Source organism: Sphaerisporangium sp. NBC_01403, from assembly GCF_045040145.1.
Lineage (GTDB): Bacteria > Actinomycetota > Actinomycetes > Streptosporangiales > Streptosporangiaceae > Sphaerisporangium > Sphaerisporangium viridialbum.
Genome location: NZ_CP109534.1, coordinates 4,318,586 through 4,332,443 on the forward strand (window position 1 = coordinate 4,318,586; position 13,858 = coordinate 4,332,443).

The window sequence follows — 13,858 nt, forward strand, 5'->3', positions numbered from 1 at the left end:
GCCAGGTGGTCAATCCGTCGCCCGCCGATCAGAGCCGTGTCGTCCTCCACCGCTGGACCGCCGTGGTCCCCACCGAGAGCGGCGTGACCGGCTACCTCGATCCCTTCGGCGGCGAGACCACAGCCTGGCCCTACACCCGCTGGACCTCAGAAGAGCGCGAGATCGGCTTCCCCGCCACCGAGCTGGTCCCCTCCTGGACCGCCGGCGCCCCCAAGGGGTCCTGGATCCGGGTGGAGCTGCGGGCGCGCACCGTCACGGGCGGCGCGACCAGATGGACCAAGTGGTACGACATGGGCCGCTGGGCGGAGGGCGGCGGCGACATCCACCGCACCTCGCTGCCCGGCCAGGGCGACGAGGACGGCGACGTCGCGGTCGACACCTTCGTCGCCACCCGGCCGGTCTCGGCGTACCGGCTGCGGGTCACGCTCCACGGCGCCGAGGCGGTGGTGCGCACGGTCGGGGTGATGGCCTCGGCGGTGCCCACGCGCGCCACCGTGCCGGTCAGCCCGGCGAACGACGGTCCCCTGGTCGAGCTGGCCGTCCCGCCGCGCTCGCAGAAGACCCACGCGGGCCACCACCCCGAATGGGGCGGCGGCGGCGACTCCTGGTGCAGCCCTGCCTCGATGACGATGGTCCTGCAGTACTGGGGGCGCGGTCCCGCGCCGGGCGACCTCACCTTCGTCGACCCCGCCGACCCGTGCCCCGCCGTGGACCACGCGGCCCGCGACATGTACGACCACAGCTACCAGGGCACGGGCAACTGGCCGTTCGGGGTCGCCTACGCCGGGCGGTACGGGCTGAACGGATTCGTCACCCGCATGCGCTCGCTGGCCGAGGTGGAACGGTTCATCCGCGCCGGCATCCCGGTGATCACCTCGCAGTCGTTCAAGGAGCACGAGCTTCCCGGCTCGGGCTACTCCACGCGCGGCCACCTCATGGTCGTCACGGGGTTCACCGCGAGCGGTGACGTCATCGCCAACGATCCGGCGGCGCCGTCCGACGAGACGGTCAAAAGAACCTATCCCAGGGCCGCATTCGAGAACGTCTGGTTACGCACCACCAGCAGCGGGGGAATCGTCCATGTCATCCACCCGCACGACATCCCACTCCCACCTTCAGAGGGCAACTGGTGATCGACTCTCCTATCACTGCCGTCGACGTCGCACGCGTGGATGACCGCCCGTTCTGGGTGGAGATCGTGCCCGCTCCCGCCGGCGAGGAGGTGTGGTGGGACGAGCCGCGCCCGGCCGAGGGCGGGCGGCGCTGTGTCGTGCGGCGGGCGCCCGGCGGAAGCGTGCGGGACGTCCTGCCCCCGGGGTGGAACGCCCGCAGCCGGGTGATCGAGTACGGCGGCCGCTCCTGGCGTCCGCTGCCGGACGGCGGGCTGGTGTTCACCAACTGGGAGGACCAGCGGCTGTACCGGTGCGCGCCGGGAGGCGACCCGGTGCCGCTCACCCCGCCGGGATCGTCCCGCTACGCCGACCTGGTGATCCACGGCGACGAGGTCTGGTGCGTACGCGAGACCGACGACGAGCGCGACCTGGTCGCGGTGCCGCTCGGCGGTGGGCCCCTCCGCGTGGTCGTCAAGGCTCAGCACTTCATCATGAACCCCCGGGTCTCCCCCGGCGGCGGCCACGTCGCCTGGATCGGCTACGACCACCCCGCCATGCCCTGGGACGGCACCTCGCTCTGCGTGGCCCCGCTGCGGGACGACGGCACCGCCGGGCCGTACCGCGTCGTGGCGGGCGGGCCGCAGGAGGCGGTGGCCCAGGCCGAGTGGCGCGACGACGGCGCGCTGTACGCCGTGACCGACCCGACCGGCTGGTGGAACATCCACCTGGTCCCGCTGGACGGCGGCCCCCCGCGCAACCTCACCCCCTCGCCGCAGGAGTTCGGCGACGCCGCATGGAAGCTCGGCTACCAGTGGTTCGCGCTCGCGGGCGACCGCCTCGTGACGATGTACGGCACCGCCGACGGCAAGCGGCTGGGCGTGCTCGACCCCGCCACCGGTGAGATCACCGACGTCGGCGGGTCGTACACCTACTGGGCGCCCACCGTCTCCGCCTCGCCCGACGGGTCGAGCGTGGTCGGCGTGGGCGGCTCGCCGCACAAGCCCTTCGAGGTCGTGCGCGTCGACCTCGCGACCGGCGCGCAGGAGGTGCTCTCTCCGGCCAAGGAACTCCCCGACCCGGCGGTGCTGCCGGTGCCCGAGGCGATGCTCTTCGACGGCGTGCACGCCCACGTGTACCCGCCCAAGGGCGCCGAGGCGGGCACCCCCGCGCCGTACGTGATGTTCGTGCACGGGGGGCCGACCGGCTCCAGCCCGATGGTCTTCGACCTGGAGATCGCCTACTTCACCAGCAGGGGCATCGGCGTCGCCGAGGTCAACTACGGGGGCTCGACCGGATACGGCAGGGCCTACCGCGAGCGGCTCCGCCACAACTGGGGCGTCGTCGACGTGCGCGACAGCGAGACCGTCGCGCGCGGGCTGGCGGCGGCCGGGCTCGCCGACCCCGAGCGCATAGCCATCCGGGGCGGGAGCGCGGGCGGCTGGACGTCGGTGGCGGCGCTCGTGCACAGCGACGTCTTCCGCGGCGCGGTCGCCCACTACGCGATCACCGACCCGGAGGGCTGGGCCAGGGAGACCCACGACTTCGAGTCCAGGTACCTCGACGGCCTCATCGGCCCGCTCCCCGAGACCAGGCAGCGCTACCTGGACCGCTCCCCGACCCTGCACGCGGCGCGGGCGTCCGGGCCCGCCCTGCTCATGCACGGCCTGGAGGACGCCATCGTCGACCCCGGCCAGGCCGAGCGTTTCGTCGCCGCGCTGGACGAGCACGGCGGCCGGTGGGCCTACCTCACCTTTCCCGGGGAACAGCATGGCTGGAGAAGAGAGGAAACGATCGTCGCGGCACTAGAGGCCGAGCTCGCGTTCTACGGGCTCATCTTCGGCTTCCCCACTCCCGAAGTGCCGCCGCTGACGCTGAAAGGAAGAACGTGACAGAGGTCGCAAGCATCTGCTCGGACCTGCTCAAGATCGACACTACCAACGACGGCACACCGGACGGCTCGGGAGAGCGTCTGGCCGCCGAGTACGTCGCGGGGCTGCTCTCCGGCATGGGCATCGAGCCCACGGTGTTCGAGTCCGCGCCCCGCCGCACGAGCGTGGTGGCCCGCATCCCGGGGGACAGCCCCGAAGCCCTGCTGATCCACGGCCACCTGGACGTCGTCCCCGCCGACCCGGCGGAGTGGAAGCTCCACCCCTTCTCCGGCGAGATCGCCGACGGGTGCGTGAACGGGCGCGGCGCGGTGGACATGAAGGGCACGCTGTCCATGACGCTGGCGCTCGTCGGCGAGTGGGCCCGCAAGGGCCTGCGTCCCAAGCGCGACATCGTGCTGGCGTTCCTCGCCGACGAGGAGGCCACCGGGGAGTACGGTGCGGGCTACGCCGTCACCCGGCACCGCGACCTGTTCGAGGGCTGCACCGAGGCCATCAGCGAGTCGGGCGGGTTCAGCGTGACCGTCCCTCGCGGCGTGACCGGCCCTCGGGACGGCCTCGCCACCGATGACCTGCGCGTCTATCCGGTGGCCGTGGGCGAGCGCGGCACGGCGTGGATGAAGGTCACCGCGCACGGCGTGGCCGGGCACGGGTCCAAGCCGCCGGTGGACAACCCGGTGGCGGAGCTCTGCCGGGCCCTGGCGCGCCTGGCCGACCACCGGTGGCCCGTACGGCTCACGCCCGCCGTGGCCACCCTCATCGACGGCCTCGGCAGGGCCCTCGGGACGACCATCGACCTCGACCGGCTCGACGAGGAGGTCGAGCGCCTGGGCAAGGTCGGCACGCTGTTCAAGGGCGTGATCCGCAACTCCGCCAACCCGACCATGCTCGACGCGGGCTACAAGGTCAACGTCATCCCGGGCACGGCCGAGGCGCACGTGGACGGCAGGTTCCTGCCCGGGTTCCGCGAGGAGTTCCTGGAGACGATCGACAAGCTGCTCGGGCCGAAGATCAGCCGGGAGTTCGTCAGCTTCGGCGACGGCGTGGCCTCTCCCACCGAGGGGCTCTTCGACGATCTGTGCTCGGCGCTGGTGGCCGAGGACCCCGCGGGGCGCCCCGTGCCGTACGTCATGACCGGCGGCACCGACGCCAAGTCGTTCGCCACGCTCGGCATCAGGGGGTACGGCTTCGCGCCGCTGATGCTCGACCCGGGGCTGGACTACTTCGGGATGTTCCACGGCGTGGACGAGCGGGTGCCGGTCGCCGGCCTGGAGTTCGGCGTCCGCGTCCTGGACCGCCTGCTGACGTCCCGCGCGACCTGAGGCCGGGGACAGGGTGCGCCTCCGGCTGTGCGCGGTCACCGCGCCGGCGGCGGCCGTACAGGCGGGGGCCGTGCCGGCCGGGGCGAGCGGCGCGTACACCGCTCGCCCCGGCCGTCGCGCGCGGGCGATCCGCCGGGGCGGGCTCAGCCCCCGGGCTTGAGGACGGAGTCGATGATGTAGACGGTGGCGTTGCTGGTCTGCAGGTTGCCGCAGACCACCTCGGCGTTGCCCACCTTGAAGGTGTCACCGGACCGGCTGGTGGTGAGCTTGCCGCCCTCCAGGGTGGTGAACTGCCCCTTCTCCAGGTCGGCGGGGGTCTTGCGTCCCTGGACGACGTGGTAGGTGAGCAGCTTGGTGAGCTCGTTCTTGCTGCCCGTCAGCCTGTCGAGGTCCGCCTTCGGGATCTTCTTGAAGGCGTCGTTGTTCGGTGCGAAGACGGTGATGTCCGAGGCGGAGTTCAGCGTGTCCACCAGGCCCGCCTTCTTCACGATGTCGGCAAAGGTCGACAGTTCGGGGATGTGCTCGGCGGCGGTCGCCACCGGCTCTTTGGACATCTCCGACGGGCTGCCGGGCCCGGAGCTCGGCAGGGACTTGCAGCCCCGGCCGACCGGAGATGCCGTGGGTGAACCCGAGGGGGAGCCTGACGGTGAGGCCGTGGGTGTCGACGTGCTGGCGGTCCTTGGCGTCCCGGTGAAGGCGCTCCTCCCGCTGTCGTGAGTGGTGGCGCCTGCCGTGGTGCCGTAGGCGGCCGTGAGCGACAGGGCCGCCACGACCGGAAGGGCGAGAAGACGAGTGTTCATGTGCCTGTCCCCTTTTGTGCTTTTGAAGGGCGGTCACCTTGCTGTCCGACTGGTCGCTGGAAGGGTCCCCGGGCCTCCATGCCCGTGACGGGCGGCGGGCGCCGCCCGGCCCGTCCGTCCGCGGGACCCTCGGTCAACCGCGAACCCACGCGACAGCGGCCCTTGCGAGAAGGCCGGTGCACAGCGGCCCCCGCTCGTTCAAGCCGGCCATGCCCAGGGGCGTTCACGCACGTCCCCGCACACGACGACCCTCCCATTATCGCCGAGCGCCTGCGGCCGCCACCCATGCGCAGGATGGCATGCGACAAAACGTCCACCATGTGAACCGTTCACCTCGGACGAAACCGCCACCCCGTCAGGAGTGGGCCAAGGTTCGGGCGAGCCGTGGTCACCGGCACGGGCGGCCGGACGCTGTCCGGCCCCTGACGGAATCCGACCGATAGTGACTGGACAACCCTCCTCCGCACCGGCCCGGCAGCCGAGTCAGACGGTCGCGCCGGGACGTACGGACGGGCTGGCCAGGCATGCCACCCCGCACGGGCCCACCGATCGCATCCAGTCAGGAAATTAGCTATTTTCGCCCGCACTTGGGCGATGTATGGTCGATTGACGATCGAAACTAATCAAGTTCGGTCTTCTTCGGTCTCGGGGGATCCCTTCGTTCCGCCAAGGAGTGAGATGGTCAGACCCTCCGGCTGGGCCCGCCGGGTGATCGCGGTGCTCGTGCTCTCCGCCGCCACCCTGACTGGGCAGGCTCAGCTCTCACCCCCCGCCGCGCAGGCGGCACCACCGCTCACCACGCCCTGGACCGCCCAGGTGGGCCCGGGCAACGCCCTGCCGGAGTACCCCAGGCCGCAGATGGTCCGCTCCGAGTGGCAGAACCTCAACGGCCTGTGGCAGTTCGCCGGCACCGGGTCGATCGACAGCCCGCCCGTCGGCCAGAACCTCGCCGAGCAGGTCCTGGTCCCCTATCCCATCGAGTCCGGGCTCTCGCGCGTCCAGCGCCACGAGGACCGCATGTGGTACCGCCGCACGTTCACCGTCCCCTCCACCTGGTCGGGGCGGCACGTACGGCTCAACTTCGGCGCGGTGAACTGGGAGGCGCGGGTCTGGGTCAACGGCACCGCCGTCGCGACCCACACCGGCGGCTACGACCCGTTCGGCGCCGACATCACCTCGGCCCTGCGCGCCGGGTCCAACGAGGTCATCATCGGGGTGTGGTCGCCGGTCGACGCCGCCGGCATCCCCATCGGCAAGCAGCGGCGCTCGCCGGGAGGCATCTTCTACACCGCGCACTCCGGCATCTGGCAGACCGTCTGGCTGGAGCCGGTCAACGCCGCCGCCGTCACCCGGCTGGACACCACTCCGGACGTCGCTGCCGGGGTACTCGACCTGGTCGTCCAGGGAGCGGGCATCTCGGGGCAGGGCGTGCGGGCCGAGGCGCTCACCGGCGGGCAGGTGGTCGGCAGCGTCACCGGCGCGGTCGGCGCGCACCTGCGGGTCCCGGTCCCGAACGCCCGGCTGTGGTCGCCGGACGACCCGTTCCTGTACGACCTGCGGGTGACCCTCACTGGAACCGGCGGCGGGGACGCCGTGACCGGCTACTTCGGGATGCGGTCGGTCGGCAAGGCGATGGTCGGCGGCGTGCTGCGGCCGACCCTCAACGGCAGGTTCCTGTTCCAGATGGGCACCCTCGACCAGGGCTACTGGCCGGACGGCATCTCCACCGCGCCCACCGACGAGGCACTGCGCTTCGACCTCGAACAGCAGAAGGCGCTCGGCTTCAACCTCGTCCGCAAGCACGTGAAGGTCGAGCCGGCCCGCTGGTACTACTGGGCGGACCGGCTGGGACTGCTGGTATGGCAGGACATGCCCGCCATGCGCACCGGGGTCTCCCCCGCCACGAGCGACCGCGCGAACTTCGAGAGCGAGCTGCGCCGCGTGGTCGACAGCCTGCGCGGCACCACCTCGATCGTGCAGTGGATCCCGTTCAACGAGGGATGGGGCGAGTACGACCCGGCCCGCATCGCCGACCTGGTCAAGAGCTGGGACCCCACCCGGCTGGTCACCAACAACTCCGGCTCCAACTGCTGCGGCTTCGACGGCGGCAACGGGGACGTCATCGACGACCACATCTACGTCGGACCCGGCGCCCCGCACCGGCCCACCGCCGACCGGGTGGCCGTCCTCGGCGAGTTCGGCGGCCTCGGCCTGCGCAGCCCCGGCCACGAGTGGCCGGGCACGGGCTTCGCGTACGAGATGACGCCGGACGCCACCACGCTCACCAACCGGTACGTGCAGATCAACGAGCAGCTCAAGCCACTGATCACCGGCGGAGGGCTGTCGGCCTCCATCTACACCCAGCCCACCGACGTGGAGAACGAGGTCAACGGCATCTGGACCTACGACCGCAAGGTGCGCAAGATGGACGCCGACCGGGTCCGCGCGGTCAACCGCTCGGTGATCGAGTCGGCCGGCGGGCTGCTCCTCGACGGGCTGGTCTCGCTGCGGGTGACCACCCCCGGCTACACCGACCGCTACCTGCGCCACAGCGCGTCGCTGGCCCGCACCGACGTGGTCACCTCCGCCAGCCCTGACACCCTCAAGCAGGACGCCACCTTCTACGTGCGCCGGGGCCTCGCCGACGCGAGCTGCTACTCCTTCGAGTCGCGCAACTTCGCCGGCCACTACCTGCGGCACCAGGACTTCCGGGTGCGCAAGGACCCGAGGGACGGCACCACGCTGTTCGACCAGGACGCCACCTTCTGCCTGCGCGACGGCCGCACGGGCAACGGCACGACGTTCGAGTCCCTCAACCTGCCGGGTTACTTCCTGCGCCACTACGCCGAGGCCGTCTACATCGCGCGCAGCGGGGGCCCGAACCCCTGGGACGGATCCGCGTCCTTCGCCGACGACGCGACCTGGCAGGTCAGCGCCCCCTGGTGGCGCAGCGGCGCCTCCCTGACCGTCGGCTCGGCCCTGTCGCTGCGCGTGGCGACCCCGGGCTTCACCGACCGCTACCTGCGCCACAGCGCGTCGCTGGCCCGCACCGACGTGGTCACCTCCGCCAGCCCTGACACCCTCAAGCAGGACGCCACCTTCTACGTGCGCCGGGGCCTCGCCGACGGGAGCTGCTACTCCTTCGAGTCGCGCAACTTCGCCGGCCACTACCTGCGGCACCAGGACTTCCGGGTGCGCAAGGACCCGAGGGACGGCACCACGCTGTTCGACCAGGACGCGACCTTCTGCGCCCAGCCGCCCCGTTTCGGCGCCTCCGGGGTCGGCCTCGCCGCGTCCAACATCACCGGGAACGTCCGGCACTACGCGGAGGAGGTCTACGTGGCCTCCTCCGGCGGTTCCCACGCCTTCGACGCCTCGTCCCACTACGACGAGGACACGACCTGGGTCATCGCCCCTCCCTGGGCTCCCTGACCTCCCGGGCGGCGGCACCCGGGCCTCCGGCGTGCCGCCGCTCCGGCCGTTCCTCCCGCAGGTGGCCCCGGTAGGAGATCAGCACGCCGACCACCGGCACGGTGACCCTGACCGCGACGTGGAAGCGCGGCGGCCTGCGGTCGCGGTCGCCGGCCTCCACCCACGCGTGCGCGAAGACGCGGGGCGCGAGCGGCTCGGGCAGCGGGATCTCCCGCCCGCCCATGCGCAGCACGGCGCCGACCTGCACGACGTCCACCTCGCCCGGAGAGGCCACCGTGCGCGTGCGGATCTCCAGCGGCCCGTGCCGCTCCCATCCGCGCTCGCCCTCGCGGCTCTGGACGCTGACCAGCCTGCGCGCCCCGATCGTGCGCTCCCACCTCTCGACGACCCGGCCCTGCCCCTCGCCTGGAGAACGGCGGACGGTGACCCGGGCGGGAACCGCCGTGCACGTACGGGGAAACCCGAGCACGGCGCACGCCAGCCTGCCGAGCGGCCCCGGGCCGCGCAGGACCTCCAGCACCCCGATGCCGCTGACCGTCTCGTCGCCCAGATGGAACCGGCACATCCACGCGTACGCCTCATCGCTCACGCCCCTGGTCATACCCGGCCTATCCGCCCCGGGTTAATACCGGCGCACATTCTCTTTGCCGCAATATGGATATTTACCTATTTCTATATGTTTATCGCTCTATAGCCTTTTCGGTTTTCTTGCCCTAGCATTGGCGTCGTGGTCACGATACGTGAGCGACGCCGCGGCGTTCGCAAGCGCCGGAATGAACGAGAACTCCCGCACCAGATGAAGACCGGGCGGCCTCCTGTACGGGTGAGCGTGATGTCGGAATCGACTTTCACCGTACGAGGTCACGGCGTGCACAGCGTATTCGAGGAGAGCGTCCGGGCGATAAAGCAAATGCCCGATTTCGAGCGCGTAACCGGAATGCGTGCGTACGGAAAACGCGTGGTCCTCCACGTGCACACGATGGGCCCGTTCGCGGTCATGCGGATGCTGGCCCACCGCGGCCCGAGGCTGATCAGCGCCCACGTCACCCCCGAGACGCTCGTCGGCAGCATCCGGGGCACCTACCTGACCATCGGCTTCGTCCGCTGGTACATGAGGAAGGTCTTCGACCTCGCCACCCTCATATTGTCGGTCAGCGAGGCGACGACGCTGGAGCTCAAGGAGCTCGGCGTGCGCGGCACGATCATCCCGACGAGCAACGCGATCGACGAGCAGCGCATCAGGCCGCTTTCCGGCCGGCGCGACGAGCTGCGCCGCGAGTTCGAATGGGACGACCGGCCGGTCGTTCTCGGGGTGGGTCAGGTGCAGCCGAGAAAAGGCGTCGAGGAATTCGTCTCCTGCGCCAGGAGCCTGCCCCATCTGAGATTCGTCTGGGTGGGCGGAATTCAGTTCGGCATGCTGTCCGACGCGCGCCACGACCTGACGCGCCTGCGCGCGAGCGCGCCCCCGAACGTGACGTTCACCGGCCTGGTCCCTCGCGACAAGGTATTCGAATACTGTGCGGCGGCGGACGTGTTCTTCCTGCCGTCCAAGCACGAGACCTTCGGGCTCGCCACGCTGGAGGCCGCCACCGCCGGGCTGCCCCTGGTCCTCACCGATCTTCCCTGCTACCGGGAATGGCTGAAGGACGCCTACCTGCACGGCGAGACGGTCGCGGAGTTCGTCGCGCTGATCCGGTGCCTGGAGGACGAGGACGTGCGCGCGAAGTGGGCGGAACGAGCTTCGGACACCGCTGTGGGCTACGACTCCCGCATGCTGGTCAACGGGCTCCGCGAGGCGTATCTCCTCGCGGCGGCCGGGATCTGAGGCTCCCGGCCGCTCCATGATCAATTCATGACCGTCCATGTGACTACGCAGAGTGACGGCCGGGGATGAGGCAGGAGATGCGGGCTCCGGCGGGCGGAGGCCGCCGCCTACCGAGAGAGAAGGGTTTCATCCCCATGCCTTCCATGACGCGACGTTCCGCGCTGACGCTCACCTCGGCCGTGACGGCCGCCGCCGTCCTCGGGGTGTGCGCGCCGGGCTCGTACGCCGACACGGCCGCCCCCGAGGAACGCCAGCTCATCAACCGGATGGACGGCAGCCGCCTCGCCCTGCTGTCCGACGGCACGGGCGAGGGCGCCCAGGCGATCACGCTGCGGGCGCCGAGCTGGCAGTACAAGACGGTGAAGTGGACCAACACCTACAACCCCGACGGCAGCATGGTCATCAGGAACGTCGCCGCCGGCAAGTGCCTCCAGCCGGCCACGGCCGCCCCGAAGGCCGGAGACGGCCTGGTGGTCAGGACGTGCGACGGCTCGGCCGCGCAGAACTGGACCTACCGGTGGGAGCAGACCGACGGCAACACCGGCGTCACCGCCTGGTTCAGCCTCCGCCCCAAGGCGAGCCCGGCGCTGGCGATCACGCTCCAGACCTACCAGGGCTCCGGTAGCTGGGACACTCTCTACCTCGACCGCGACCAGAACAGCACCGACCGCCTCTGGCGCTTCCTCCGCGACGGCGCCACCTGGTAGACCGACCCAGGCCGTGACACACCGGAGGCCCCTTGGAGGTCGCGGTCGTCAGAAGCGGTAGTGGAGGATGCGGCCGATCTTTCTGAGGAAGTAGAAGCGGTTCATGACGGCGAGGGCGGCGCGGTAGCCGGTGGGGAAGCGGGCCACTTCGGGGACATCGGAGAAGAACAGCTCGGAGGCGAGGTGCAGGGCGGGGTTGCCGGCGGTCGGCTCGGCTGGGTCGTCAAGGCCCCAGCGGAGGGTGGCGCCGGTGGCCCTGATCTGCGGCTGGAAGCGGCTGAGCTTGACGGCCAGGCTGCTCAGCGCGTCGAACAGGATGTCCCCGGCGGGGAAGCGCCCGGTGATGCCGCGCAGGAGGGTGTGGACCTCCTCGGTGGTGAGGTACATCATCAGGCCCTCGGCGACGACGAGCACCGGGCGGTCGGCCGGCACCTGCTCCAGCCATCCGGGGTCGGTGGCGGGCAGCCCGATCATCGTGTAGCCGGGGCGGGGCGGGAAGAGGCGCTCACGCAGCGCGATAATGTCCGGGTAGTCGACGTCGAACCAGCGGACGGTCTCGGGCGGGTCGAGGCGGTAGACGCGGGTGTCGAGGCCGCAGGCCAGGTGGATCACCGTCGTGTCCGGCGCGCGGGCGAGGTGGTCGGCGGTGAGGGTGTCGAAGGTCTTGACGCGGATGGCCACGCCGAGCGCGTCGGTGGAGCTCATCTTGAGCCGGTGGAAGTCGTAGTCGATGCGCTCGACGGCCTGCTCGGCGAGCGGGTCGCGAAGGACGGGATTCTCGGTACGGCTGTGCACGGCCCTGCCGTACAGGGTGGCGAGGAGGGTCTCCTTCTCCCTGGTCAGGTGGACTTTCTCGCTCCCCATCCCTCCAATGTAGACCTGGCGGCTCCTGGGGTCAGCGGAGTTTGGGGTCGAGTGCGTCGCGGACGACGTCGCCGAGGAGGAGGAAGCTCAGGACCGTGGCGGTGAGGAACATCGCGGGGAAGACGAGCAGGTGCGGGTGCTCCGCGAAGAACACCTGGGCCACGTTGAGCTGGAGACCCCACGACACGTCCGGGTACTGCAGGCCGACGCCGAGGTAGTCGAGGGTGGCCTCCCCCGAGATGACGTTGCCGACGTTCAGCATGGCGACCACGAAGACCGGGGCGATGGCGTTCGGCAGGATGTGCTTGATCATGATCCGCCGGTCGCTCGCGCCGAGCGCCCTGGCGGCCTGCACGTAGTCGGTGTCCCTGATGGCGATCACCTGGCCGCGCATCAGGCGCGTCATGGTCGTCCATCCGAGCAGGACCAGGACGATCGTCATGGCCCAGATGCCGTGCCCGGGGAAGGCGACCAGCACGACCGTGGCCCCGAGGACGAACGGGATGCCGAAGAACACGTCCGTCACCCGGGAGATGATCGCGTCCAGCACGCCGCCGTAGTAGCCGCCGAGCAGGCCGAGCAGGATGGCGATGAGCAGCGCGAAGACCGTCACCGCGATGCCGATGAGCACGGAGGCGCGGGTGCCGTGCACGATCTGTGACCAGTAGTCGCAGCCCTGGAGGTCGTACCCGAAGATCGCGCCGCCGCCCGGCCCCTTCTTGGACATCCGCAGGTTGCACTGCTCGTTCGGCCCGAGCCTGGCGAACAGCGAGGGGAAGGCGGCCATCGCGCAGGCGACGGCGAGGATGACCACCGAGAGCCAGAAGACGACCCGTCCGCGCAGTTCGAGCCACGCGTCGTACCAGAGCGAGCCCCTGATGTCGCGCTCGGGCTTTCGGCCTGGCGCGGCCGCCTCGGCGGAGGCCTTCAGATCAACCACGGCGGATCCTCGGGTCGAGCACGCCGTACAGCAGGTCGACGAGCAGGTTGGCCACGATGAAGATCATCACCAGCAGGGTGGTGACGCCGACGACGACCGGGCCCTCCTGGAGCTGGATCGACTGGAAGACCTGCTGGCCGATGCCGGGCAGGTTGAAGATGCCCTCGGTCACCACGGCGCCCGCCATGAGGTTGCCGAAGTCGACCCCGAGGTAGGTGACGACGGGGATGAGCGAGTTGCGAAGGGTGTGCCTGCCGATGATCCTGGACCGCCGCAGGCCCTTCGCCGCGGCCGTGCGGACGTAGTCGGCCCGGAGGTTCTCCACCACGCTCGTGCGGGTCAGCCGGGCGACGTACGCCAGGCCGAACGAGCCGAGGACCATGCCCGGCAGGAGGTAGCTCGTCGGCCACCCGTCGTCGGTGCCCGCGGTCGGGAACAGGCCGAGGTTGAGCCCGAGCACGATCTGGGCGGTGTACCCGACGACGAAGACCGGGACGGCGATCACGAACGTCGTACCCGCCAGCACCGCCGTGTCGGCGAGCTTTCCCCGGCGCAGCCCCGCGATCACGCCGAGGCCGATGCCGACGACCAGCTCGAAGATCCACGCGGTGAGCGCGAGCTGCGCCGTCACCGCCCAGCGGTCCTGGAGCAGCTCGCTGACCGGCTGCCCGGTGAAGGTCTCCCCCAGGTCGCCGCGCAGGAAGACCCCCGCCATGTAGAGGCCGTACTGCACGATCAGCGGGTCGTTCAGGTGGTAGTGCTCGCGCAGCGTCTGGAGCACGGCCTCCGGAAGCGGTTTGTCGCCGGCGAGCGCCAGAATCGGATCGCCGGGCAGGGAGAACACCATGGCGTAGATCAGGAAGGTGGTCGCCACGAAGACCGGGACGGCCTGGAGCAGGCGGTGGACTGCGTACCTCACGGCCGTGCGCCCGCCTCACCGCCGCGGCGGCCCCGCGACCCCGAGCGGCCG

General features: G+C 70.8%; 11 protein-coding genes. 6 read left to right on the forward strand and 5 right to left on the reverse strand.

Features of this window, described 5'->3' with window-relative positions:
• Positions 1–5: 5 nt before the first annotated feature.
• Genes OG589_RS19450 through OG589_RS19460 form a run of 3 tightly spaced genes read left to right on the forward strand, consistent with a single transcriptional unit; the run spans position 6 to position 4,320 of the window.
• Entirely contained in the window at positions 6–1,133 is a 1,128-nt protein-coding gene (locus OG589_RS19450; RefSeq protein WP_405150972.1) for a C39 family peptidase, read from the forward strand.
• Positions 1,130–3,001, forward strand: coding sequence for a prolyl oligopeptidase family serine peptidase (locus tag OG589_RS19455; RefSeq protein ID WP_405150974.1), 1,872 nt, complete (start codon positions 1,130–1,132; stop codon positions 2,999–3,001). The genes OG589_RS19450 and OG589_RS19455 overlap by 4 nt, the downstream gene beginning before the upstream one ends.
• Complete coding sequence (locus tag OG589_RS19460) at positions 2,998–4,320, forward strand: M20/M25/M40 family metallo-hydrolase (RefSeq protein WP_405150976.1); 1,323 nt, start codon at positions 2,998–3,000, stop codon at positions 4,318–4,320. The genes OG589_RS19455 and OG589_RS19460 overlap by 4 nt, the downstream gene beginning before the upstream one ends.
• A gap of 143 nt (positions 4,321–4,463) precedes the next feature.
• Here the strand turns inward: OG589_RS19460 and OG589_RS19465 are convergent, their stop codons facing one another.
• Positions 4,464–5,120 (reverse strand): fasciclin domain-containing protein, encoded by a 657-nt coding sequence (locus tag OG589_RS19465; RefSeq protein WP_405150977.1) that lies wholly within the window; start codon positions 5,118–5,120, stop codon positions 4,464–4,466.
• 678 nt (positions 5,121–5,798) lie between these two features.
• Between OG589_RS19465 and OG589_RS19470 the strand changes: the two genes are divergently transcribed.
• Complete coding sequence (locus OG589_RS19470; RefSeq protein ID WP_405150979.1) at positions 5,799–8,552, forward strand: AbfB domain-containing protein; 2,754 nt, start codon at positions 5,799–5,801, stop codon at positions 8,550–8,552.
• Here OG589_RS19470 and OG589_RS19475 read toward each other — a convergent pair.
• Positions 8,527–9,141: a DUF4166 domain-containing protein gene (locus OG589_RS19475; protein ID WP_405150981.1), complete on the reverse strand. Its 615-nt coding sequence runs from the start codon at positions 9,139–9,141 to the stop codon at positions 8,527–8,529. The two genes, OG589_RS19470 and OG589_RS19475, sit on opposite strands and share 26 nt — an antisense overlap.
• 369 nt (positions 9,142–9,510) lie before the next feature.
• Here OG589_RS19475 and OG589_RS19480 point away from each other — a divergent pair, with 369 nt between their 5' ends.
• Together OG589_RS19480 and OG589_RS19485 are read left to right on the forward strand one after the other, a co-directional pair.
• Positions 9,511–10,377, forward strand: a complete 867-nt coding sequence (locus OG589_RS19480) for a glycosyltransferase (RefSeq protein WP_405150983.1) — start codon at positions 9,511–9,513, stop codon at positions 10,375–10,377.
• 143 nt (positions 10,378–10,520) lie between these two features.
• Positions 10,521–11,084 carry an RICIN domain-containing protein gene (locus OG589_RS19485; protein WP_405150985.1) on the forward strand — a complete coding sequence of 188 codons (564 nt, stop codon included), beginning with the start codon at positions 10,521–10,523 and terminating at the stop codon, positions 11,082–11,084.
• A 48-nt stretch (positions 11,085–11,132) separates the two neighbouring features.
• Here OG589_RS19485 and OG589_RS19490 read toward each other — a convergent pair whose 3' ends face one another.
• The 3 genes from OG589_RS19490 to OG589_RS19500 are packed head-to-tail and all read right to left on the reverse strand — an operon-like array spanning position 11,133 to position 13,807.
• Positions 11,133–11,948 carry a class I SAM-dependent methyltransferase gene (locus OG589_RS19490; RefSeq protein WP_405150987.1) on the reverse strand — a complete coding sequence of 272 codons (816 nt, stop codon included), beginning with the start codon at positions 11,946–11,948 and terminating at the stop codon, positions 11,133–11,135.
• A 31-nt stretch (positions 11,949–11,979) separates the two neighbouring features.
• Positions 11,980–12,888 carry an ABC transporter permease gene (locus OG589_RS19495; RefSeq protein ID WP_405150989.1) on the reverse strand — a complete coding sequence of 303 codons (909 nt, stop codon included), beginning with the start codon at positions 12,886–12,888 and terminating at the stop codon, positions 11,980–11,982.
• On the reverse strand, positions 12,881–13,807 hold the full coding sequence (locus tag OG589_RS19500; RefSeq protein ID WP_405150991.1) for an ABC transporter permease: 927 nt from the start codon (positions 13,805–13,807) through the stop codon (positions 12,881–12,883). Before OG589_RS19500 ends, OG589_RS19495 begins: the two co-directional genes overlap by 8 nt.
• Positions 13,808–13,858 lie beyond the last annotated feature (51 nt).